General features: G+C 67.9%; 19 protein-coding genes and 1 tRNA gene. 8 read left to right on the top strand and 12 right to left on the bottom strand.

Features of this window, described 5'->3' with window-relative positions; translation table 11 throughout:
• Positions 1 to 161 precede the first annotated feature (161 nt).
• Entirely contained in the window at positions 162 to 917 is a 756-nt protein-coding gene (locus ACFVT5_RS10205) for a LuxR C-terminal-related transcriptional regulator (RefSeq protein ID WP_389883860.1), read from the top strand.
• Between the two features lie 201 nt (positions 918 to 1118).
• Here ACFVT5_RS10205 and ACFVT5_RS10200 read toward each other — a convergent pair whose 3' ends face one another.
• Positions 1119 to 1616, bottom strand: coding sequence for a MarR family winged helix-turn-helix transcriptional regulator (locus ACFVT5_RS10200; RefSeq protein ID WP_389883858.1), 498 nt, complete (start codon positions 1614 to 1616; stop codon positions 1119 to 1121).
• A 202-nt stretch (positions 1617 to 1818) separates the two neighbouring features.
• Here ACFVT5_RS10200 and ACFVT5_RS10195 point away from each other — a divergent pair, with 202 nt between their 5' ends.
• A complete protein-coding gene (locus ACFVT5_RS10195) occupies positions 1819 to 2652 on the top strand; it encodes a trans-aconitate 2-methyltransferase (protein WP_389883855.1) in 834 nt (277 codons plus the stop codon).
• A gap of 32 nt (positions 2653 to 2684) precedes the next feature.
• Here ACFVT5_RS10195 and ACFVT5_RS10190 read toward each other — a convergent pair whose 3' ends face one another.
• Complete coding sequence (locus ACFVT5_RS10190; protein ID WP_389883852.1) at positions 2685 to 3605, bottom strand: LysR family transcriptional regulator; 921 nt, start codon at positions 3603 to 3605, stop codon at positions 2685 to 2687.
• Positions 3606 to 3705: 100 nt separating this feature from the next.
• Here ACFVT5_RS10190 and ACFVT5_RS10185 point away from each other — a divergent pair, with 100 nt between their 5' ends.
• A complete protein-coding gene (locus tag ACFVT5_RS10185; protein ID WP_389883849.1) occupies positions 3706 to 4707 on the top strand; it encodes an NADP-dependent oxidoreductase in 1002 nt (333 codons plus the stop codon).
• Here ACFVT5_RS10185 and cutA read toward each other — a convergent pair whose 3' ends face one another.
• On the bottom strand, positions 4708 to 5052 hold the full coding sequence (gene cutA / locus ACFVT5_RS10180; RefSeq protein ID WP_389883847.1) for a divalent-cation tolerance protein CutA: 345 nt from the start codon (positions 5050 to 5052) through the stop codon (positions 4708 to 4710). It lies immediately after the preceding gene.
• On the opposite strand from cutA, the gene ACFVT5_RS10175 reads away from it, so the two are divergent.
• The 3 genes from ACFVT5_RS10175 (at position 5032) to ACFVT5_RS10165 (ending at position 8377) form a co-directional block, all read left to right on the top strand.
• On the top strand, positions 5032 to 5196 hold the full coding sequence (locus ACFVT5_RS10175; protein ID WP_389883845.1) for a hypothetical protein: 165 nt from the start codon (positions 5032 to 5034) through the stop codon (positions 5194 to 5196). The two genes, cutA and ACFVT5_RS10175, sit on opposite strands and share 21 nt — an antisense overlap.
• 152 nt (positions 5197 to 5348) lie before the next feature.
• Complete coding sequence (locus ACFVT5_RS10170) at positions 5349 to 6248, top strand: hypothetical protein (protein ID WP_389883842.1); 900 nt, start codon at positions 5349 to 5351, stop codon at positions 6246 to 6248.
• Positions 6245 to 8377 (top strand): DNA methyltransferase, encoded by a 2133-nt coding sequence (locus ACFVT5_RS10165; protein WP_389883839.1) that lies wholly within the window; start codon positions 6245 to 6247, stop codon positions 8375 to 8377. The genes ACFVT5_RS10170 and ACFVT5_RS10165 overlap by 4 nt, the downstream gene beginning before the upstream one ends.
• A gap of 321 nt (positions 8378 to 8698) precedes the next feature.
• Here ACFVT5_RS10165 and ACFVT5_RS10160 read toward each other — a convergent pair whose 3' ends face one another.
• Both ACFVT5_RS10160 and ACFVT5_RS10155 read right to left on the bottom strand, forming a co-directional pair.
• Positions 8699 to 9373: a TetR family transcriptional regulator gene (locus ACFVT5_RS10160; protein WP_389883837.1), complete on the bottom strand. Its 675-nt coding sequence runs from the start codon at positions 9371 to 9373 to the stop codon at positions 8699 to 8701.
• Positions 9370 to 10350: an acyl-CoA desaturase gene (locus ACFVT5_RS10155; RefSeq protein WP_389883835.1), complete on the bottom strand. Its 981-nt coding sequence runs from the start codon at positions 10348 to 10350 to the stop codon at positions 9370 to 9372. The genes ACFVT5_RS10160 and ACFVT5_RS10155 overlap by 4 nt, the downstream gene beginning before the upstream one ends.
• Positions 10351 to 10636: 286 nt before the next feature.
• Here ACFVT5_RS10155 and ppc point away from each other — a divergent pair, with 286 nt between their 5' ends.
• Positions 10637 to 13369: a phosphoenolpyruvate carboxylase gene (ppc, locus tag ACFVT5_RS10150; protein WP_389883832.1), complete on the top strand. Its 2733-nt coding sequence runs from the start codon at positions 10637 to 10639 to the stop codon at positions 13367 to 13369.
• Positions 13370 to 13394: 25 nt separating this feature from the next.
• Here ppc and ACFVT5_RS10145 read toward each other — a convergent pair whose 3' ends face one another.
• The 6 genes from ACFVT5_RS10145 to ACFVT5_RS10120 form a co-directional block, all read right to left on the bottom strand.
• Positions 13395 to 13892 carry a hypothetical protein gene (locus ACFVT5_RS10145; protein WP_389883829.1) on the bottom strand — a complete coding sequence of 166 codons (498 nt, stop codon included), beginning with the start codon at positions 13890 to 13892 and terminating at the stop codon, positions 13395 to 13397.
• A gap of 124 nt (positions 13893 to 14016) precedes the next feature.
• Positions 14017 to 14631: an aminoacyl-tRNA hydrolase gene (gene pth / locus ACFVT5_RS10140; protein WP_389883826.1), complete on the bottom strand. Its 615-nt coding sequence runs from the start codon at positions 14629 to 14631 to the stop codon at positions 14017 to 14019.
• Positions 14632 to 14729: 98 nt separating this feature from the next.
• Positions 14730 to 15323: a 50S ribosomal protein L25/general stress protein Ctc gene (locus ACFVT5_RS10135; RefSeq protein ID WP_389883823.1), complete on the bottom strand. Its 594-nt coding sequence runs from the start codon at positions 15321 to 15323 to the stop codon at positions 14730 to 14732.
• A 214-nt stretch (positions 15324 to 15537) separates the two neighbouring features.
• A complete protein-coding gene (locus ACFVT5_RS10130) occupies positions 15538 to 16512 on the bottom strand; it encodes a ribose-phosphate diphosphokinase (protein WP_389883820.1) in 975 nt (324 codons plus the stop codon).
• A 137-nt stretch (positions 16513 to 16649) separates the two neighbouring features.
• Positions 16650 to 18095 carry a bifunctional UDP-N-acetylglucosamine diphosphorylase/glucosamine-1-phosphate N-acetyltransferase GlmU gene (glmU, locus tag ACFVT5_RS10125; RefSeq protein ID WP_389883817.1) on the bottom strand — a complete coding sequence of 482 codons (1446 nt, stop codon included), beginning with the start codon at positions 18093 to 18095 and terminating at the stop codon, positions 16650 to 16652.
• 118 nt (positions 18096 to 18213) lie between these two features.
• Positions 18214 to 18285 (bottom strand) — tRNA-Gln (locus tag ACFVT5_RS10120).
• Positions 18286 to 18596: 311 nt separating this feature from the next.
• Between ACFVT5_RS10120 and ACFVT5_RS10115 the strand changes: the two genes are divergently transcribed.
• Entirely contained in the window at positions 18597 to 19940 is a 1344-nt protein-coding gene (locus ACFVT5_RS10115; protein ID WP_389883814.1) for a sensor histidine kinase, read from the top strand.
• 71 nt (positions 19941 to 20011) lie between these two features.
• Here ACFVT5_RS10115 and ACFVT5_RS10110 read toward each other — a convergent pair whose 3' ends face one another.
• On the bottom strand, positions 20012 to 20587 hold the full coding sequence (locus tag ACFVT5_RS10110) for an SUKH-3 domain-containing protein (RefSeq protein WP_389883811.1): 576 nt from the start codon (positions 20585 to 20587) through the stop codon (positions 20012 to 20014).
• Positions 20588 to 20599 lie beyond the last annotated feature (12 nt).

Below are 20599 nucleotides of genomic sequence, written 5' to 3'. Positions count from 1 at the left end.
CGAGACAGCCGGGTACGACACCCGGGGTGGGGGTAGCAGTCCCAGCACGGCGGCGGCCGTGCGGCTGCGGTGACCCGCTTCCGGACCTTCAGGGGTCCGGGGGATCCATTCCGGGCGCCGTACCCGTTCCGGTCGCCCCCCGGCCAGTGGGGGGTTATCACATGGTTCGCATCCGAGTTCTGGTCGTAGACGACCATCGCATCTTCGCCGAGTCCCTGGCCGCGGCCCTTGCCGCGGAGCCGGACGTCGACGTGTCCGCGGCGGGCAGCGGCCCGGCGGCACTGCGCTGTCTGGAACGGGCGGCGGCCGAGGGCCGCAGATTCGACGTACTCCTCGTCGACGCCGATCTGGGGGCCACCGCCGTCGGCGTGGCCGCCGGCCGGCGGCCCGCGGTCGCCGTCGCCGACAGCGCGGCGGACGGTCTCGTGGACGGCATCTCGCTCGTCGCCGGGGTCCGACAGGGGCAGCCCGCCGTACGCAGCGTGGTGCTCGCCGAGCGGGACGATCCGCGCCGCGCGGCGCTCGCCCTACAGGCGGGCGCGTCCGGCTGGGTCGCCAAGGACTGTTCGCTGTCCCGGCTGCTCACCGTGATCCGCGGGGTGCTGCGCGACGAGACACATCTGCCGCCGGCGCTGCTCACGGGCGTGCTGCGGGAGCTGACGGCGGCCCGCAAACACCGCACCGAGAGCGAGCGCCTTGTGGAGTCGCTGACCCCGCGCGAGCGGGAGGTGCTGCGCTGCATGGTCGCGGGTCTGGGCCGCAAGGCGGTCGCCGAGCGGCTCTTCCTGTCCCCGCACACCGTGCGGACCCATATGCAGAACGTACTCGGGAAGCTCGGGGTGCACTCCACGCTCGCGGCGGTCGCACTGGCCCGGCGGGCCGGGGTGGGCCCGGCGGACCTGGAGGCCGCGTCCTGAGGGATACGGGTGGGGGGCGGCCGGGTACGTACGGGCGGCGCCCGGATACGTGCTGGCGGTGGCCGGGTACGCGAGGGGTGCGCCCGGGTTCGCGAGGGGTGCCGCCGGGTGCGTGCGGGAGCCGGCCGGATACCTGCGGGCGGCGGCCGGGTGTGTGCGGGCGGCGCCCGGATACGTGAGGGAGGCGGCGGGGCAGCGGTCTCAGCCCGGGATGTTGTCGAACGGCGCGGTCAACTGGCGTAGCAGCGCGGCCAGTTCACCGCGCTGTGCCTTGGACAGCTCGGCGAGGATGGCCCGCTCCTGGTCGAGCAGCCCCGACAGGGCCTGATCGGCGCGGTCCTGCCCCTCGGGAGTCAGCCGTACGAGGACACCGCGCCGGTCGCTCGGGTCCGGCAACCGCTCCACCAGGCCCTTCTTCGCGAGCCTGTCGATCCGGTTGGTCATCGTCCCCGAGGTCACCAGCGTCTGCGTCAGCAGTTGGCCCGGCGAGAGCTGATACGGGGCGCCCGCGCGGCGCAGCGAGGTGAGGACGTCGAACTCCCAGGGCTCCAACTGGTGCTCGGAGAACGCGAGACGTCGGGCGCGGTCGAGGTGCCGGGCGAGTCTGCTGACCCGGCTGAGCACTTCGAGCGGTTCCACGTCGAGGTCAGGGCGCTCCCGGCGCCACGCTGCGACCAGCCGATCGACCTCGTCCTCCATGAAGGTCAGTGTAGTTGGTCTGTCGACATGAAGTCTCTTGACGTCAAGATAATATGCGGGTGACGATGGCGGTGCGACGGCTCACCCTGGGAACCAGAGGGTTTCCGTGCCGGGGTTTCCGAGCCGGAGTTTTCGTGCCGGGGTTTTCCGTGCGGAGGTTTCCGTGCGGGGGCTTCCGTGCGGGGAAGCAGGAGGTCTCACGATGCCCACGCCCACCAGGCCCACCACGCCCACGCCCGTCTGGGATCCGCGCCAATATCTGCGGCACGCGGGACATCGTGCCCGGCCCTTCGTCGATCTGCTCGCCAGGGTGCCGGAACTGCCCTCAGGCGCTCGGATCGCCGATCTCGGGTGCGGGCCCGGTACCGTCACGCGGCTGCTGGCCGAACGGTGGCCCGACGCCGACATCATCGGCTTCGACACCTCGTACGAGATGCTCGACCGGGCCCGGAGCCTCGCGGGACCGACGCCCGGCGGGGGATACCTGGACTTCGACCACGCCGACGTCGCCGAGTGGACGCCCGCGCCGGACGAGCCGTACGACCTGATCGTCAGCAATGCCACGCTCCAGTGGGTACCCGGGCACGCCGACTCCTTCGCCCGCTGGGTGGCCGGCCTCGCACCCGGCGGGACCTTCGCCTTCCAGGTCCCGGGCAACTTCGGGGCGCCCAGCCATGCCCTGATGCGGGAGTTGGCGGAGTCCACCCGATGGCGGGAGCGACTGGCCGGGGCCCTGCGCCACGACGACGCGGTACTCGCCCCCGCCGACTACCTGGACCGCCTGGTGACGCTCGGCTGTGAGACCGACGTCTGGGAGACGACGTACCTCCACCTCCTGGAGGGCGAGGACCCGGTGCTCGACTGGGTCAAGGGCACGGGCCTGCGACCGATCCTCACGGCCCTGGACGACGACCCGGCCGCCCGCGACACCTTCCTCACGGAGTACGCGGCACGACTACGCGAGGCATACCCTCGCGGCGACCGGGGGACGGTCTTCCCGTTCCGCCGCCTGTTCGCGACGGCCCGCACACCGTGACCTCCCGCCCTCCGATCAGGCCCCACCCCTGATCAGGCCCCGCCGCTGGGAAGGCTCACACCGTGGGGGGCCGTCGTCGCCCGCAGTTCCCTCACCAAGGCGCGCACGGCGGCGGATCCGGCCAGTTCGGAGGTGGTGACATAGCCGATCTGGCGGGTCGGGCGCTCGGGGCCGAGATCAGTGATCCCGACCGAGTCCGGTGCTCCGACCAGGGAGAGCGCGGGCATGATCGCCATTCCGTGACCTCCGCTCACCAAGGAGAGCACCGCTCCGTCGTCCTCGGCCTCGACGGTAGCCCTCGGGATCCAGTCCTGTGCGGCCCACCAGTCGCGGGTGTACGAGCCACAGTTCTCGGCCCAGTCGACCAGCGGCAGCGAGCGCGGAGCGGCATGACCCGTCGCGTGCACCAGGGCATACGGCTCTTCGATGAGTCGGCTCGCGACCAGACCCGGCGGAAGCGGCGTCGACCCGCCCAGCGTGGCGATGGCTATGTCGGCTTTCCCGGCGGCCACTTCGCCCGCGGTGCCGCGCCCCACCTCGCGTACGATCCGCACCCGCGGCTCGATCCCGGGATGCCGGGCGCGCAGTCGCCGCAGGACGGGCGGCAGCAGGTGGAGAGCAGCGCTACGGAAAGCCGCGATCCGCAACGGCCCCTCCGCCGCGTCGGACCGCGCCGCACCGCGCGCCTCGGCGGTCAGGACGTCCAGCAGGCGCAGGACGCGGCGGGCGTGCGCCACGGCCTTCTCTCCGGCGGGGGTGGCGCGGGCGCCGGTCCGGCCGCGTTCGAAGAGGACGGCACCGATCTTGCGCTCGCTGCCGCGAACCGAGTGGGAGACCGCGGACTGGGTCAGACCGAGTGTGTCGGCCGCCGCCGAGAACCCGCCCGCCTCCGCGACCGCCACCAGGACGCGCAGTTCCCGGGGGGCGAGATCGGAGTCGGTCGTGCGGGCCACGGGGCGCTCACCTCACGGTATGAGAACTGCTCATGGAACGGTGCGTCGCATGAGTCCAACCGGCTGCCCAAGTGGCGCATTCCCGCCCTACGGTCCGGGCATGAACGAGACCGCGCTCACCGTGCACCAGACCGCCCGCCCCCACGGCTTTCCCACCGCCGGGCACTTCACCTTCGTCGAGTCCACGCTTCCGGACCCCGCGGCCGGCGGCGCGCTCGTGGAAAACCTCTACTGGTCCGTCGACCCCTACCACCGCGAAATGATGGACGCCGTGCCCGGCGGCTTCGCGCTCGACGCACCGCTGGAGGGTCGCACCATCGGGCGGGTGATCGCCTCGCGCACGCCTCGGCTGGCCGAGGGCGAGATCGTGTTCCACCGGCAGGGTTGGCGCACGCACGCGGTGGTCACGCCCGAGGAGATCCGGCGGCTGCCCCGCTTCGACGGGGTGCCCCCGACCGCGTACTTGAGCACCCTCGGCGGCACCGGCCTGACCGCCTATGTGGGCCTGACCCGGATCGCTCGGCTCCAGGAGGGCGAGGACCTGTTCGTGTCGGCCGCCGCGGGCGGGGTCGGCACGGCGACCGGGCGGTTCGCCAAACTGCTCGGCGCCGGACGGCTCGTGGGCAGCGCGGGCTCGGCGGCGAAGGCCGCCCACCTCACACGGGAGGTGGGCTACGACGCCGTCTTCGACTACCACGACGGGCCCGCCGCCGACCTGCTCGGCAAGGCCGCGCCGGACGGCATCGACGTGTTCGTCGACAACGTCGGCGGCGAGCAGTTGGCCGCGGCGGTGGGAGCGCTGCGCGAGTTCGGGCGCATCGTCCGCGTCGGCACGATCAGCCAGTACAACACCCCCGACGCGCCGTCGCCGCGCTTCAACTACGCGGACATCGTGGAGAAGAGCCTCCGCATGGAGGGCTTCCTGGTCAGCAACTACCGTGACGTACAAGAGGAGTTGTACGAGTTCGCGGTACCGCATCTGCGGAGCGGCCGGCTCGCTCCGGACGAGACGGTGGTCGACGGTTTCGAGCACATCGTGGACGCGTTCCTGGGAATGCTGCGCGGCGAGAACATCGGCAAGATCATCGTACGGGCGAGCTGATCAGCCCTGGGCCGATTCCTCGCGTACCCACGTCAGATAGGCGTCGCTCCCGTGGGTGATGGGCGTGGCGATGATCTCCGGCGTGTCGTAGTCGTGCGCGCTCAGGATGTACGCCTCCAGGGCCGGGTACCGCTCCACGGTCGTCTTGTAGAGCACCCGCCACTCCTGATCGGTCCGTACCGCGCCCTCCCACCGGTAGACGCTGCTGATCGGCCCGTCGACCTGCGCACAGGCAGCCACCCTGGCCACCACAGCCCCACCGGCAAGCGCGGCGGCCTTCTCAGCGGCATCGGTCGTGGTCAGAACGGCCAGATACTCACCCACGTGTCGATCTCCTTCACACATATACGACTGCGGGGACCGTACCTCTGGACCGCGCACCGCTCCCGGCGCAAGGACTACGAACCCCACTCCCTCATCGACATCCTCACGAACGGGAACACCCGGCCCGACGGCAAGACCGGCTTCGCCTCGAACGCCCAGTACTGATCTCCGAGGAAAGTCGCTGGCGGGCAGGAACGAGAGCACCTGACTGCCGCGATCTGGCGCGTTGCTTGCACGGCTTCACGAGCTTTGACGCCCAAGTGGGACAGGTTGCCACGCACTGGTGATCAAGCCCGTACCTCACCGGGAGCGCCAAAGTGGCGACCCGAAGCGGGATCATCGAGAACGACTACCCTGCTTCTGACCGTGGGCTGCTCGCTGGCCCTCACCACGAGACATGCCGGGTGTCGATCTTGACCACGTTTAGCTCCTCGCCGTGCACAGACGCTTTTGTGGCCTTTTGTGAAGCGATGAAACAAGCAATCTTGATCAAGCGTGTGAGTCGGTCCGACAAGGAATTCCACTTTCAGAATTGGGTGGGAGACCGCCTGATTGAGAGTGGGCTTCAGTATGATTCTGCCGGGCGCAACAGCTACCCGGACTATACGCTCGTGCGCCACCCTGAAGGGTTCGAGGTAAAGGGTCTCAAGTGGCCTGGCCGAGAGGCAGACTACGACAGCAATAGTCGAGTTCCCACCGGCGAACACAATGGGCGCACTGTCTATTATGTCTTCGGGCGTTATCCTGCGGTCACTGACGAACCTGAATATCCGGTCGTTGACCTAGTCGTATGTCATGGCGATTTCCTGAATGCGGATCATTCGTACATCCACAAGAATAAGAGCTTCCGTGGATTTGGCTCCTACGGAGACCTCCTCGTTCGGGATCGCAAGATGTACGTTGCGCCTACGCCGTTCGCCTTGGCCAGCGGAACCACTGGGCAGGCGACACTGGTAGTCCCCGCCGGACTGCAGCTGAGTGATGATCGTCTCGAACAGGTTGGCGAACTTCTACGAGTCGAGGCCGATCGTGTGGTTGTCAGCTACTCCTTTGATCTACGGACAAATGAACTTAAGCCAGAGTTTGCACCCAACCCCTCGGCGGGCAGGGAGCATCGATTCGCGGCCTTCCGGCTCAAGGGGATGGGTAGCGGCACTGTCAAGATGAATGACATCAGGAAGATCAGCCAACAAATCGTGATCGGCGACGAAGAATGACGCTTTTTGATATCGAACTTCGAGCCGATCCGGGAGTTGGCGACGTTCGCACCGGAATCCCGAAAATCACGGCGCTTGAAGCGGACTTCCCCGCGTCTGTCCTGAGTCGCATCGGGGAACACGAATCATGGCGTAAAGAGGTTCATCGACCAGCCACGAGCACACACAAGTGGTGGGCCAAGCGTCTGGGCAGCATCTTCCGTGGAATCTTGACCTCGGCGGTTTCCGAGGACTATTCATCCGCGCTCGCCGCCTATGAGTCGGCGACGAGGCTCGATGGGCTGACGGTTTTCGATCCGTTCTCAGGATCGGGGACAACTGTGGTTGAGGCGGCGAAGCTGGGAGCCCGTGCCGTTGGGTGGGACATCAACCCCGTCGCAACACTTGTGCAGCGCCAGGCGGTCCAGCGTTGGGATATGGCAGAGCTGGAGCGAGCCTATAAGTTGATCGAGGAGCGCTGTCGACTTGAGATTGACCGAGTGCATAGAACGGCCCTGGGCGAGAGCGTACTGTATTACTTCTGGGTGAATATTGTCGCCTGCCCGGAATGTGGTGTTGACACTCGTCTGTTCTCAAGTCATGTGTTCTCTCAGAACGCCTACCCGAAGCGTGTGCCGGCGGCTCAAATTGTGTGCCCGACTTGCCTCGATGTTGTCCCTGGTAGGTATGATTTTGACGTCCTGACATGTAGTAATGGGCATAGAGTTGAGCGGGAAGGCGCCGTTACGCGGAACCTTATGACCTGCCCAAGGGGACACACTTCAAAGGTCTTGGACGCGCTTGCGGGTAATGCGCCACGTTCTGAAATGTACGCCAAGATCGTGCTGGGTGCTGACGGTAAGAAGAGATATGAACCCATCGTAGATCATGATCAGGCGCTCTATTTGGAGTGCTCCGATCTCTTGGCGCAGCAGTCTTCGGAGGTCGTTCTTCCTGGCGGCGGTCTGGAAGATGGGCAAAACACGAGACAAGCTATCCGGTGGGGATTCACCAAGTGGCGACAGTTCTTCAACGATCGCCAGTTGTATTCGCTGGGATTGCTCGGGGCGGCGATTCGCGATCTCGATGCCGGAGCAGCAGAAAGGGAAGCGCTAGCAACGCTTTTCTCTGGAACCCTTGAATTCAACAATATGTTCTGCTCGTTCAAGGGCGAGGGGACTGGTGCCGTACGCCACATGTTCAGTCATCATATTCTGAAGCCCGAGCGAACGCCTCTCGAAGCCCACCCGTGGGGCACGCCGGCATCCTCGGGGTCTTTCTCGACTCTTTTCAAGAGTCGATTGGTTCGTGCGCATGCCTACAAAAAATCTCCCACTGACCAGGTCGTCCTGGATGACAAAGTGAACCGTGTTTCCGGGCTGTCGTTGACCACAGAGGCAACCCTGGCTGATTCATGGCCTGCGGGAGGGATGAAGCGTGGCCTCGTCTATCTGCGGACCGGTGACTCCTCACGCACCGATCTACCTGATGAGTCAGTCGACTTGGTGGTAACTGACCCTCCGTATATGGATAATGTTCATTATTCGGAGTTGGCAGACTTCTTTCATGCTTGGCTGCGAGAGATCGTTCCCTTTTCTGGCTACCCTGACAGTGTGACGACGCGCAACCTGGGCGAGGTACAGAGTGTCACGCCGGAGGGATTTGGGCGAGCGATTTTTAGGGTTTGGTCAGAATGCGCTCGCGTTCTGAAGCCTGAAGGGATTTTGGCCTTTACGTTTCATCAGGCCAGAATTTCTGGCTGGGTATCACTGGTGGAGGCGCTTGCCGAGGCTGGTCTCGTTGTGACCGCAGTGCAGCCGGTGAAGGGCGAAATGGCCACCAGTATTACCAAAAACGGCTCCGAGCCGTCGAACCTCGACTCGATCGTCGTCTGCCGCAAGCGTGAGAGCGGACTTGGTTTGAAGGATCCCCGTATCGCTGCTGAAATTGGCGAACGGCAACTTTCCGTCTTGAAGGCTGACGGAGTAATCGTTGGGAAGGGGGACATTCGTTCCGTGATTCGGGGCTACGTATTGGCCACTTATGCGAGTGATCCGTCAAATACAGATATCGCTTCTCTCGCTTCCTTGGCCGACGAATTGGCCGACGAGCAGGTTGCTCGGCTATCTGCCGAACCTGACGGCGAGTAGCCCGGTGCACCGCAGAGTGTCCAGGGGCGAAACCGGCGATGACGCGACCTCCCGGGCAGAGCGGGTTCCTCTCCCGTCGTCCACCGGCGAGCTGCCGGCGATGCCCGAACCGTGGCGGCCCACCGAACGGTTCCACCGGCCCTGAGGACACAGGGGACTGCCACCCACCGACCCCCACCCGGTTCGTGACACCGGACGCCAGACCCGCGGGGCGCCCCGCACGGACCAGTCGCGCCGCATGCGTCCCGTCGGGTGAATCACCGGCCAGGTGTCCGTGCTCGCCGTAGGCGTCGGGTGGTCCGGAAACCGAGACCCCGGGGGCTACGACTTGCGGTGGCCTATCAGGCGGGGCTTTGGTTCCAGGCCGTCCAGGCCGTGCCAGGCCAGGTTCACCAGATGGGCCGCCACCTCGGCCTTCTTCGGCTTGCGGACGTCCAGCCACCACTGGCCCGTCAGCGCGACCATCCCGACCAGCGCCTGCGCGTACAGCGGCGCCAGCTTCGAATCGAAGCCCCGGCTCTTGAATTCCCGGCCGAGGATGTCCTCGACCTGCGTTGCGATGTCCGAGATCAACGAGGCGAAAGAGCCCGTGGACTGGGCCACGGGCGAGTCACGGACGAGGATGCGGAACCCGTCCGTGTATTCCTCGATGTAGTCCAGGAGGGCGAAGGCGGCCTGTTCGCACAGTTCCCGCGGGTGCCCCGCGGTCAGCGAACCCGTCACCATGTCGAGCAGCCGCCGCATCTCCCGGTCCACCACGACCGCGTACAGACCCTCCTTGCCGCCGAAGTGCTCGTACACGACCGGCTTGGACACCCCCGCCTTCGCGGCGATCTCCTCCACCGACGTGCCCTCGAAACCCTTCGCCGCGAACAGCGTGCGACCGATCTCCAGCAACTGCTGGCGGCGCTCCGCACCGGTCATCCGGGTGCGGCGCGCACGCCGCGGCTTCTCATTGCTCGGGGTGCTGGAGTCGGTCGCCACACCGTCCATCATGCCGCGTCGGCGGACACGCTCTTGCGGCGGGAGTCGATACGGGACTGCGAGGGCCAGCGCACATCCGTCGCCCAGCCGAGCTGCTCGCACCAGCGGATGATCCGCGCCGACGAGTCGATCTGCCCGCGCATCACCCCGTGCCGCGCCGACGTCGGGTCCGCGTGGTGCAGGTTGTGCCAGGACTCACCGCAGGACAGCACCGCGAGCCACCACACGTTGCCCGAGCGGTCCCGGGACTTGAAGGGCCGCTTGCCCACCGCGTGACAGATCGAGTTGATCGACCAGGTGACGTGGTGCAGGAGGCCGACGCGGACCAGTGAGCCCCAGAAGAAACCGGTGAACGCGCCCCACCACGACATCGTCGCCAGACCGCCGATCAGCGGCGGCAGCGCCAGCGAGACCACCGTCCACAGCAAGAACTGGCGGGACACCGCGCGGATCGCCGGGTCCTTGATCAGATCCGGCGCGTACTTCTCCTGCGAGGTCTGCTCCTCGTCGAACAGCCATCCGATGTGCGCCCACCACAGGCCCCTCATCAGGGCCGGCAGGGTCTCACCGAACCGCCACGGCGAATGCGGGTCACCCTCCGCGTCGGAGAACTTGTGGTGCTTACGGTGGTCCGCCACCCAGCGCACCAGCGGCCCCTCCACCGCCATCGACCCGGCGACGGCCAGCGCGATCCGCAGCGGTCGCTTCGCCTTGAACGAACCATGGGTGAAATACCGGTGGAAACCGATCGTGATGCCGTGGCAGCCGAGGTAGTAGAAGAAGACGAGCAGGCCGATGTCCAGCCAGCTCACCCCCCAGCCCCACACCAGGGGAACCGTGGCGATCAGGGCGAGAAAGGGGACGGTGATGAACAGCAGCAGCGCGATCTGCTCGATCGACCGCTTCCGCTCACCTCCCAGCGTGGCGGAGGGAACCGGCGTATCGGTCGCCTCGGAGGCGTCATCGATCACTTCGGGGCTGGTGGACATGCGGCGTCCCTGTCGGGTCGAGGGGGTGAGGCGGAAGCACGCGGTCACGGCTCCCTACGGTTCCGTAACCTACGGCATCGTAAGTATGGCAGCGGACCACGCGGCGGCAAGAGGCCCAGGAACCGCGCGTCCCGCCCGCCGCCCGGCCACCTATCCTTGAACACGGTCGGACAGCGTGGTCCGCTCTGTTACTTCCCGGGTCCGCGGGACGTCAGTCACGTCACCACCCGCCAGGAACCGGAATTCATCTCCCGGACGTGCTTCAACACTGCAAGGAGCCGCACCTGTGAGCAGTGCCGACGACCCGACCACGACGACCAGCCCCGAACTCCGCGCCGACATCCGCCGACTGGGTGACCTGCTGGGCGAGACCCTCGTACGCCAGGAGGGCCCCGAACTGCTTGAACTCGTCGAAAAGGTGCGCCGACTGACCCGCGAGGACGGCGAGGCCGCCGCCGAGCTGCTCGGCGGCACCGAACTGGAGACCGCCGCGAAGCTCGTCCGCGCGTTCTCCACCTACTTCCATCTGGCGAACGTCACCGAGCAGGTCCACCGAGGCCGGGAACTGCGCGCCCGTCGCGCCGCCGAGGGCGGACTCCTCGCCCGTACCGCCGACCGCCTCAAGGACGCCGACCCCGAGCACCTGCGTGACACCGTCCGGCACCTCAATGTGCGTCCGGTCTTCACCGCGCACCCCACCGAGGCCGCCCGCCGCTCCGTCCTCACCAAGCTCCGCCGGATCGCCGCCCTCCTGGAGACCCCGGTCATCGAGGCCGACCGGCGGCGCTACGACACCCGCCTCGCCGAGAACATCGACCTCGTCTGGCAGACCGACGAACTCCGCGTCGTGCGCCCCGAACCCGCCGACGAGGCCCGCAACGCCATCTACTACCTGGACGAGCTGCACGCCGGCGCGGTCGGCGACGTCCTCGAAGACCTCACCGCCGAACTGGAACGCGTCGGCGTCAAGGTCCCCGACGACACCCGCCCCCTCACCTTCGGCACCTGGATCGGCGGCGACCGCGACGGCAACCCCAACGTCACCCCGCAGGTCACCTGGGACGTCCTGATCCTCCAGCACGAACACGGCATCAACGACGCCCTCGACCTCGTCGACGAACTCCGCGGCTTCCTCTCCAACTCCATCCGTTACACCGGCGCCACCGAGGACCTCCTCACCTCCCTCCAGGCCGACCTCGAACGCCTCCCGGAGATCAGCCCCCGCTACAAGCGCCTCAACGCCGAAGAGCCCTACCGGCTCAAGGCCACCTGCATCCGCCAGAAGCTCGTCAACACCAAGAGCCGCCTCGCCCAGGGCATCCCGCACGAGAACGGCCGCGACTACCTCGGCACCAGCGAACTCCTGCGCGACCTCACCCTCATCCAGACCTCGCTCAGGCAGCACCGGGGCGCCCTGTTCGCCGACGGCCGGATGAACCGCACCATCCGCACCCTCGCCGCCTTCGGCCTCCAGCTCGCCACCATGGACGTACGCGAACACGCCGACGCCCACCACCACGCCCTCGGCCAGCTCTTCGACCGACTCGGTGAGGAGTCCTGGCGGTACGCGGACATGCCGCGCGAGTACCGCACCAAGCTCCTCGCCAAGGAACTCCGCTCCCGCCGCCCCCTCGCCCCCACCCCCGCGCCCCTCGACGCCGCAGGCGAGAAGACCCTCGGCGTCTTCCACACCGTGGGCCGCGCCCTGAAGGTGTTCGGGCCCGAGGTCATCGAGTCGTACATCATCTCCATGTGCCAGGGCGCCGACGACGTGTTCGCCGCCGCCGTCCTCGCCCGCGAGGCCGGACTCCTCGATCTGCACGCCGGCTGGGCGAAGATCGGCATCGTCCCCCTCCTGGAGACCACCGACGAACTCCGCGCCGCCGACGTCATCCTCGACGGCATGCTCGCCGACCCCTCCTACCGACGCCTCGTCGCCCTGCGCGGCGACGTCCAGGAGGTCATGCTCGGCTACTCCGACTCCTCCAAGTTCGGCGGCATCACCACCAGCCAGTGGGAGATCCACCGCGCCCAGCGCCGCCTGCGCGACGTCGCCCACCGCTACGGCGTACGGCTGCGCCTCTTCCACGGCCGAGGCGGCACCGTCGGCCGCGGCGGCGGCCCCTCGCACGACGCGATCCTCGCCCAGCCCTGGGGAACCCTCGAAGGCGAGATCAAGGTCACCGAACAGGGCGAGGTCATCTCCGACAAGTACCTCGTGCCCGCACTCGCCCGCGAGAACCTCGAACTGACCGTCGCCGCGACCCTCCAGGCATCGGCGCTGCACACCGCGCCCCGCCAGTCCGGTGAGGCACTCGCCCGCTGGGACGCCGCCATGGACGTCGTCTCCGACGCCGCCCATTCCGCGTACCGCCGCCTGGTCGAAGACCCCGACCTGCCCGCCTACTTCTTCGCCTCGACCCCCGTCGACCAGCTCGCCGACCTCCACCTCGGCTCCCGTCCGTCCCGCCGCCCCGACTCCGGCGCCGGACTCGACGGCCTGCGCGCCATCCCCTGGGTGTTCGGCTGGACCCAGTCCCGGCAGATCGTCCCCGGCTGGTTCGGCGTCGGCTCCGGCCTCAAGGCACTACGCGAAAACGGCCTCGACACGGTGCTCGACGAGATGCACGAGCACTGGCACTTCTTCCGCAACTTCCTGTCCAACGTCGAGATGACCCTCGCCAAGACCGACCTGCGGATCGCCCGGCACTACGTCGACACCCTCGTCCCCGACGAGCTGAAGCACGTCTTCGCCACCATCGAGGCCGAACACGCCCTCACCGTCCGCGAGGTCCTGCGCATCACCGGCGGCGAACAACTCCTGGACACCCACCCGGTCCTCCAGCAGACCTTCGCCATCCGCGACGCCTACCTCGACCCGATCTCCTACCTCCAGGTCGCCCTGCTCGCCCGCCAGCGCGCCGCCACCGCACGCGGCGACGAGCCCGACCCGACGCTCTCCCGCGCCCTGCTCCTCACCGTCAACGGCGTCGCGGCCGGCCTGCGCAACACCGGCTGACCACCCGGCCGCCCCGCGAGGACGGTCAGATCGTGGCGACGGCCGCCGCCAGGAGCACCCCTCCGGCGGCGGCCGTCACCCACGCCGTACGCGGCATCCGCAGACCCCCCGCCACCACCACGGCGGCGAGCAGCAGCCCACCGCCCAGCGGCGCCCACGCCCGCAGCAGCCCGGTCGGACCCGTCCGCACCACCTGGTCCGAATCCGGCTTCACCGTCACCGCGATCCGGTCGCCCTTATGCGCCCCCACCGACTGGTCGAGCACCACCCGCTCCCGCGCCGACGACCCCGCAGAGCCCGGCGCGTACGACCCCGTACACGCGTCGGCATCACACCGCGCCACCGTCATCGTGCCGCGCTCCCGGCCCTTCGTGAGCATCACATGCTGCGCCGTACCCCACGACGCCCACACCCCCGCGATCAGCAGCAGCACCGCGACCGACCCCATCACCACCCGCTGCCCCAGCAGCAACAAAGGGTGACCGGTGTGACGTGTGCGCCCTGCGTGACTGGTGGCCGACATGGCGGCGATCCTTGGCCATGACATGCCACCTGGTCAACCGCAGCCGATGAGATGTCAGGAGTTGTACGAACTCCAGTGGTACGGGCTTCAGTTGTACGGACTCCAGTTGTACGGGTTCTCCGGGTCAGGAGTTGTACGCGCTCTGCGCCCGCTCCAACCCCTCCGACACCAGACACTCCACCGCGTCCGCCGCCCGGTCCACGAAGTAGTCCAACTCCTTGCGCTCCGCCGACCCGAAATCCTTCAGTACGAAGTCCGCCACCTGCATCCGCCCCGGCGGACGCCCGATACCGAACCGCACCCGGTGATAGTCGGCGCCCATCGCCTTCGTCATCGACTTCAGACCGTTGTGCCCGTTGTCGCCGCCGCCCAGCTTCAGACGCAACGTGCCGTAGTCGATGTCCAACTCGTCGTGCACCGCCACGATCCGCTCCACCGGCACCTTGTAGAAATCCCGCAGCGCCGTCACCGGACCACCCGACAGATTCATGTACGCCATCGGCTTCGCGAGAACCACCCGCCGGCTCCCCGGACCCGGCGCACCGACCCGCCCCTCGACGACCTGCGCCTGCCCCTTCGTCGCCCGCTTGAACCGGCCGCCCATCCGCTCCGCGAGCAGATCCGCGACCATGAACCCCACATTGTGCCGATTCATCGCATAGCCGGGCCCGGGATTGCCCAGCCCCACCACCAGCCACGGACCGTTCACACCCGTCGCACCTGCCGCACCCGTCGTCATCCGGAAAAGTCTCCTCAGAACACGGCAGCCGCCGCCCCCGAAGGAGCGGCGGCGACCAACAGCACCGTCAGAAACGGAAAGGAATACCGAACGGAGGATCAGACCTCGGCGGTCTCGGCACCCTCGCCCGCACCCTCCTCGGGCGCCTCCTCCGCCTGCGCGGCCAGCACCTGCAGAACGACCGTGTCGTCCTCGACGGCCAGCTTCGTCCCGGACGGCAGCGCGATGTCCTTCGCGAGGATGGACGCACCGGCCTCCAGACCCTCGACCGACACCGTCAGCTGCTGCGGGATGTGCGTCGCCTCGGCCTCGACCGGCAGCGAGTTCAGCACGTACTCCAGCAGATTCCCACCCGGGGCCAGCTCACCCTCGGCGACCACCGGGATGTCCACGCCGACCGTCTCGCCGCGCTTCACCAGCAGCAGGTCCACATGCTCCAGGCTGCCCCTCAGCGCGTCACGCTGTACGGCCTTCGGGATCGCCAGCTCGGTCTTGCCCTCGATGTCCAGCGACAGCAGCACATTCGACGTACGCAGCGCCAAGTGCAGTTCGTGACCCGGCAGCGTGATGTGCACGGGGTCTGTGCCGTGACCGTACAGAACCGCCGGAACCTTGCTCTCACGGCGGATACGACGTGCCGCACCCTTACCGAACTCGGTACGGGTCTCGACGGCGAGCTTCACCTCGGACATAAGCACTCCTCGTAACAGAGAAAACGGACGATGGTCGGTCACCCGGCCAAACGACTGGCCTGCTACGAAGAGCGCGTCGATAACGGAGCGCCACACACAGAAGTGCGGCCTCCCTCGCCGAGCAACTTCACCAGCCTACTCGGCGGACAGGCCGCACTCCAAAAGGATCACTCACCGACCACCAGGGCGGCCGGCCACGCTGTACGCAGCGCTCCTACTGCTCGTCGAAGAGGCTCGTCACCGAACCGTCCTCGAACACCTCACGCACCGCGCTCGCGATCATCGGCGCGATCGACAGCACCGTGATCTTGTCCAGCTCCAGCTCGTGCGGCGTCGGCAGCGTGTCCGTGAACACGAACTCGCTCACCTTGGAGTTCTTCAGCCGGTCCGCCGCCGGACCCGACAGCACACCGTGCGTCGCCGTCACGATGACGTCCTCCGCGCCATGCGCGAACAACGCGTCCGCGGCGGCGCAGATCGTGCCACCCGTGTCGATCATGTCGTCGACCAGGACACACACCCGGCCCTTCACATCACCGACGACCTCATGGACCGTGACCTGGTTCGCGACATCCTTGTCGCGGCGCTTGTGCACGATCGCCAGAGGCGCGCCCAGTCGGTCGCACCACCGGTCCGCCACCCGCACCCGGCCCGCGTCCGGCGACACCACCGTCAGCTTCGACCGGTCCACCTTCGCGCCCACGTAGTCCGCCAGGATCGGCAGCGCGAACAGATGATCCACCGGACCGTCGAAGAAGCCCTGGATCTGATCCGTGTGCAGATCGACGGTCAGGATCCGGTGCGCCCCCGCCGTCTTCATCAGATCCGCGATCAGCCGCGCTGAGATCGGCTCACGCCCACGGTGCTTCTTGTCCTGCCGCGCGTACCCGTAGAACGGCACGATCACGGTGATGCTCCGCGCCGACGCCCGCTTCAGCGCGTCGATCATGATCAACTGCTCCATGATCCACTTATTGATCGGCGCCGTGTGGCTCTGAATCAGAAAACAGTCCGCACCCCGAGCCGACTCCTGATACCGCACATAGATCTCACCGTTGGCGAAATCAAACGCCTTCGTCGGAACGATCCCCACACCCAGCTGGTGCGCGACCTCCTCCGCCAACTCGGGGTGAGCGCGGCCGGAAAAGAGCATCAACTTCTTCTCGCCGGTCGTCTTGATCCCGGTCACAGCAAGTCTCCTCGACATGAATCTCGCCGCTGCACCCGCCCGCGTCCCGCACCGACGAGCCAGCCGAATTGTCTGCCCCCAACCAGCGGAAGGAGCGCTCTATCACCGTACGCCGACTCCGGCGCACCCAAATCCGGTCAGCTTTCGCCCGCCGACTCCCGCGACGCCACCTCGGCCGCCTTCGCCGCCGCGCTCCCCGGACGCTTCCGAGCCACCCAGCCCTCGATATTCCGCTGCTGACCACGGGCCACGGCCAGCGAACCCGGCGGCACATCCTTCGTGATCACCGACCCCGCAGCCGTGTAAGCACCGTCCCCAATAGTGACCGGTGCCACAAACATGTTGTCCGAACCGGTCCGGCAGTGCGACCCCACGGTGGTGTGATGCTTGTCCTGACCGTCGTAATTCACAAACACACTTGCCGCACCGATATTCGAGTACTCACCAATCGTCGCATCCCCCACATACGACAGATGCGGCACCTTCGTACCCTCACCGATCACGGCGTTCTTCATCTCCACATACGTCCCGGCCTTCGCCCTCGCACCCAGCCGCGTCCCCGGCCGCAGATACGCGAACGGACCCACACTCGCCCCCGCACCCACCACCGCCGAATCCGCCACCGTGTTGTCCACCCGCGCACCCGCCCCCACCGATGTGTCCCGCAGCCGCGTGTGCGGACCCACCTCGGCACCCTCACCGAGATGCGTCGCACCCTCCAACTGCGTCCCCGGATGCACGACCGCGTCCCGCTCGAACGTCACCGTCACATCCACCCACGTCGACGCCGGATCGATCACCGTCACACCGTCCAGCATCGCCCGCTCCACCAGCCGGTCATTGAGGATCCGCCGCGCCTCGGAGAGCTGCACCCGGTTGTTGATCCCCGCGATCTCCCGGTGGTCCACGGCCACCGACGCACCCACCCGGTGCCCCGCCTCCCGCAGAATCCCCAGCACATCCGTCAGGTACTCCTCACCCTGACTGTTGTCCGTACGCACCTTCCCCAGCGCGTCCGCGAGCAACTGCCCGTCGAACGCGAAAACCCCGGAATTGATCTCCCGGACCGCCCGCACCGACTCACTCGCGTCCTTGTGCTCCACGATCGCCGTCACCGCGCCCACCGCGTCCCGCACGATCCGGCCGTACCCCGTCGCGTCCGGCACCTCCGCCGTCAGCACCGTCACGGCGTTACCGTCCTGGGCGTGCGTGGCCGCCAGCGCCCGCAGCGTCTCGCCGCGCAGCAGCGGCGTGTCCCCACAGACCACGATCACCGTGCCGTCCACGGCGCCGCCCAACTCCTCCAGGCCCATCCGGACCGCGTGCCCCGTCCCGTTCTGCTCGTGCTGCACAGCCGTACGGGTCGCCGGGTCGACGGCGGCGAGATGCTCGGTCACCTGCTCACGGGCGTGCCCCACGACCACGACCAACTGCTGGGGGTCCAACTCCCGCGAGGCGGCGAGCACATGCCCCACGAGGGACCGCCCGCAGATCGCGTGCAGGACTTTGGGTGTGGCCGACTTCATACGGGTGCCCTCACCCGCTGCGAGAACGACGACGGCGGCCGGGCGAATGGCGCTCACGGGTTTGCCCTCCGGCTTTCGGTACTTCGGGTGACGGACATCCGCAGGATACCGGGGCGTACCGGGCCGGAAACGGGGACGGGCCCCGACCTCAGGGTCAGGACCCGAACGCATGCAGCTCCCCCGCCAGGACTTGAACCCGGACTTAAGGCACCAAAAGCCTCAGTGCTGCCAATTACACCACGGGGGACTATAAATACGACCTAATTGGACATACCGGTCAGGCCGTCATGCTGCACCAGACACTATGCCGCACCACCAGCCTTCGATGCGACGGTATAGGTCAGCGCCCTGTCGGCGCCTCGCAGGATACGGACCTGGCAGGTCCTGTACCCACAACGAGATCGAACGCTTCGAGCGGCCCGGTTCGGCCTGTATCCGGTCGTACGTCCAGCCCTGGGCGCGTAATGCGCGGGTGCGGGGATCTGTTGCGGTGGGTGATGTCGCATTCACTGGAAACTCGCCAGAAAAGCGGCGGGTGGCGCCCGTACGCTGGGGGGCATGACCAGGACGGGGGAAGACCACTCGGCGGCCTTGACCGGGCCGTGGTGGTGGGCGCGGCGGAGAAGCGTCGTGCTGGACGTGGGGCTGGCGGTCGCGTCGGCGGCGGAGTGCGGCGCGGAGGGCATCGCCTTCGCGGGGGACGCGGGGCTGCCGGTGCCGGTGGGGCTGTTGTTCGGCCTGCTCGCGGGTTCGGTGCTGCTGCTGAGGCGGCGCTGGCCGATCGCGGTGGTGCTGGTGTCGATCGCGGTGACCCCGGCCCAGATGGGTTTCCTGATGGGCGTGGTGGGGCTGTACACGCTCGCGGCGTCGGAGTTGCCCCGGCGGATCATCGGGGCGCTGTCGGGGATGTCGCTGGCGGGTTCGCTGATCGTGACGTTCGTGCGGGCCCGGCAGGACATGGCGAGCGGCAGTCTGACGGTCGGCGAGTGGTTTGTGCCGTTCCTGTCGATCACGACGGCGCTGGGGATGACGGCGCCGCCGGTGCTGCTGGGGCTGTATGTCGGGGCGCGGCGGCGGTTGATGGAGAGTTTGCGGGAGCGTGCGGATTCGTTGGAGCGGGAGTTGCAGTTGCTCGCGGAGCGCGCGGAGGAGCGGGCGGAGTGGGCGCGGGGTGAGGAGCGGACCCGTATCGCGCGGGAGATGCACGATGTGGTGGCGCACCGGGTGAGTCTGATGGTGGTGCACGCGGCGGCGTTGCAGGCGGTGGCGCGGAAGGATCCGGAGAAGGCGGTGAAGAACGCGGCGCTGGTGGGGGACATGGGCCGGCAGGCGTTGACGGAGTTGCGGGAGATGCTCGGGGTGCTGCGGGCGGGGGAGAGCCTGTCGGTGCCGGACGCGCGGTCGGCGCCGGTGCCGCTGGCGGCGGTGGGGTTCGCGGCGGCTGCTGCGGCCTCGCGCGCGGTGGACGGGCCCGGGGAGGGCGGCGGGCATGGTTCCGGTGCGGGGATTGAGGGGCCGTCGCTCGCGGATCTGGACGAGTTGCTGGGGCAGTCGCGGGTGGCGGGGATGGCTGTGGTGCTGTCGGTGGAGGGTGAGTTGCGGGCGTATGCGGCGGAGGTGGAGCAGACGGCGTTCCGCGTGGTGCAGGAGGCGTTGACCAATGTCCACAAGCATGCGGCGGGCGCCAAGACGTATGTGCGGGTCGCCCACCGGTTGTCGGAGATAGCGATGCAGGTGGAGAACGAGCCGCCGCCGGAGGGTGATCCCGAGCGGGCCCGGTTGCCGAGTGGGGGCAACGGTCTGGTGGGGATGAAGGAGCGGGTGAGCGCGCTGGGCGGGGCTTTTGTGTCGGGGCCGACGGATGCGGGGGGGTTCCGGGTGTCGGCGGTCATTCCGACGTGACCGGTCTTCCGACGTGACCGGTATGGCGACGTGACTGGTCTTCCGGCGTAGCGCCCTCGCCCTGCGGGGTGTCAGCCCGCTGTCGTGAGGCGGGTCGGGCGGGCGCCGGTGAGCAGGGTGCGCAGGGCGGTGTCGATGTCGGGGCCGAGGTACCAGTCGCCGGTGTGGTCGAGTCCGTAGACGCGGCCTTCGGTGTCGATGGCGAGGAGTGCCTGGTGGTCGCCGGGTGCGGGGGAGCCGGTGGAGATCTCTTCGCCGAGTGGGCAGACCTCGGTGCCGAGCGCGCGGCCGAGGTCGGCGAGGGTGCGGGCCATGTGGAGGCCGCGCAACGGGTCGAGGCGCAGCGGCGTGGGCGCGATGGGGCGGCCGGGTCCGGGCGGTAGGGGTGTCGGTGTGATGTGGAGGCCGCCGAATTCGGCCCAGGCTTCGACGGCGGCGGGGAAGACGGCGTGCAGGTGTCCGCCGGGGGTGGTGTGGGCGCGGAGGGTGTCGGCCCAGTATTCGGCCTGTTTGATGTCCCAGCGTCCGGGCTGCCAGCCGGCGGTGCGCAGGGCGGTGTCGACGGGGGCGGCGAAGCGGGTACTGGCGGTGTGGTCGCCGTGCGTCGACTGCCGGTCGGTGTACGGGTGTTCGTGGTCGGGGTGCATCGGCTCTCGTTC

The sequence above is a fragment of the Streptomyces sp. NPDC058001 genome (assembly GCF_042886315.1).
Classification (GTDB): Bacteria; Actinomycetota; Actinomycetes; order Streptomycetales; family Streptomycetaceae; genus Streptomyces.
The sequence above is the reverse complement of the archived record's forward strand: the minus strand, read 5'-3'. Positions and strand labels throughout refer to the sequence as shown.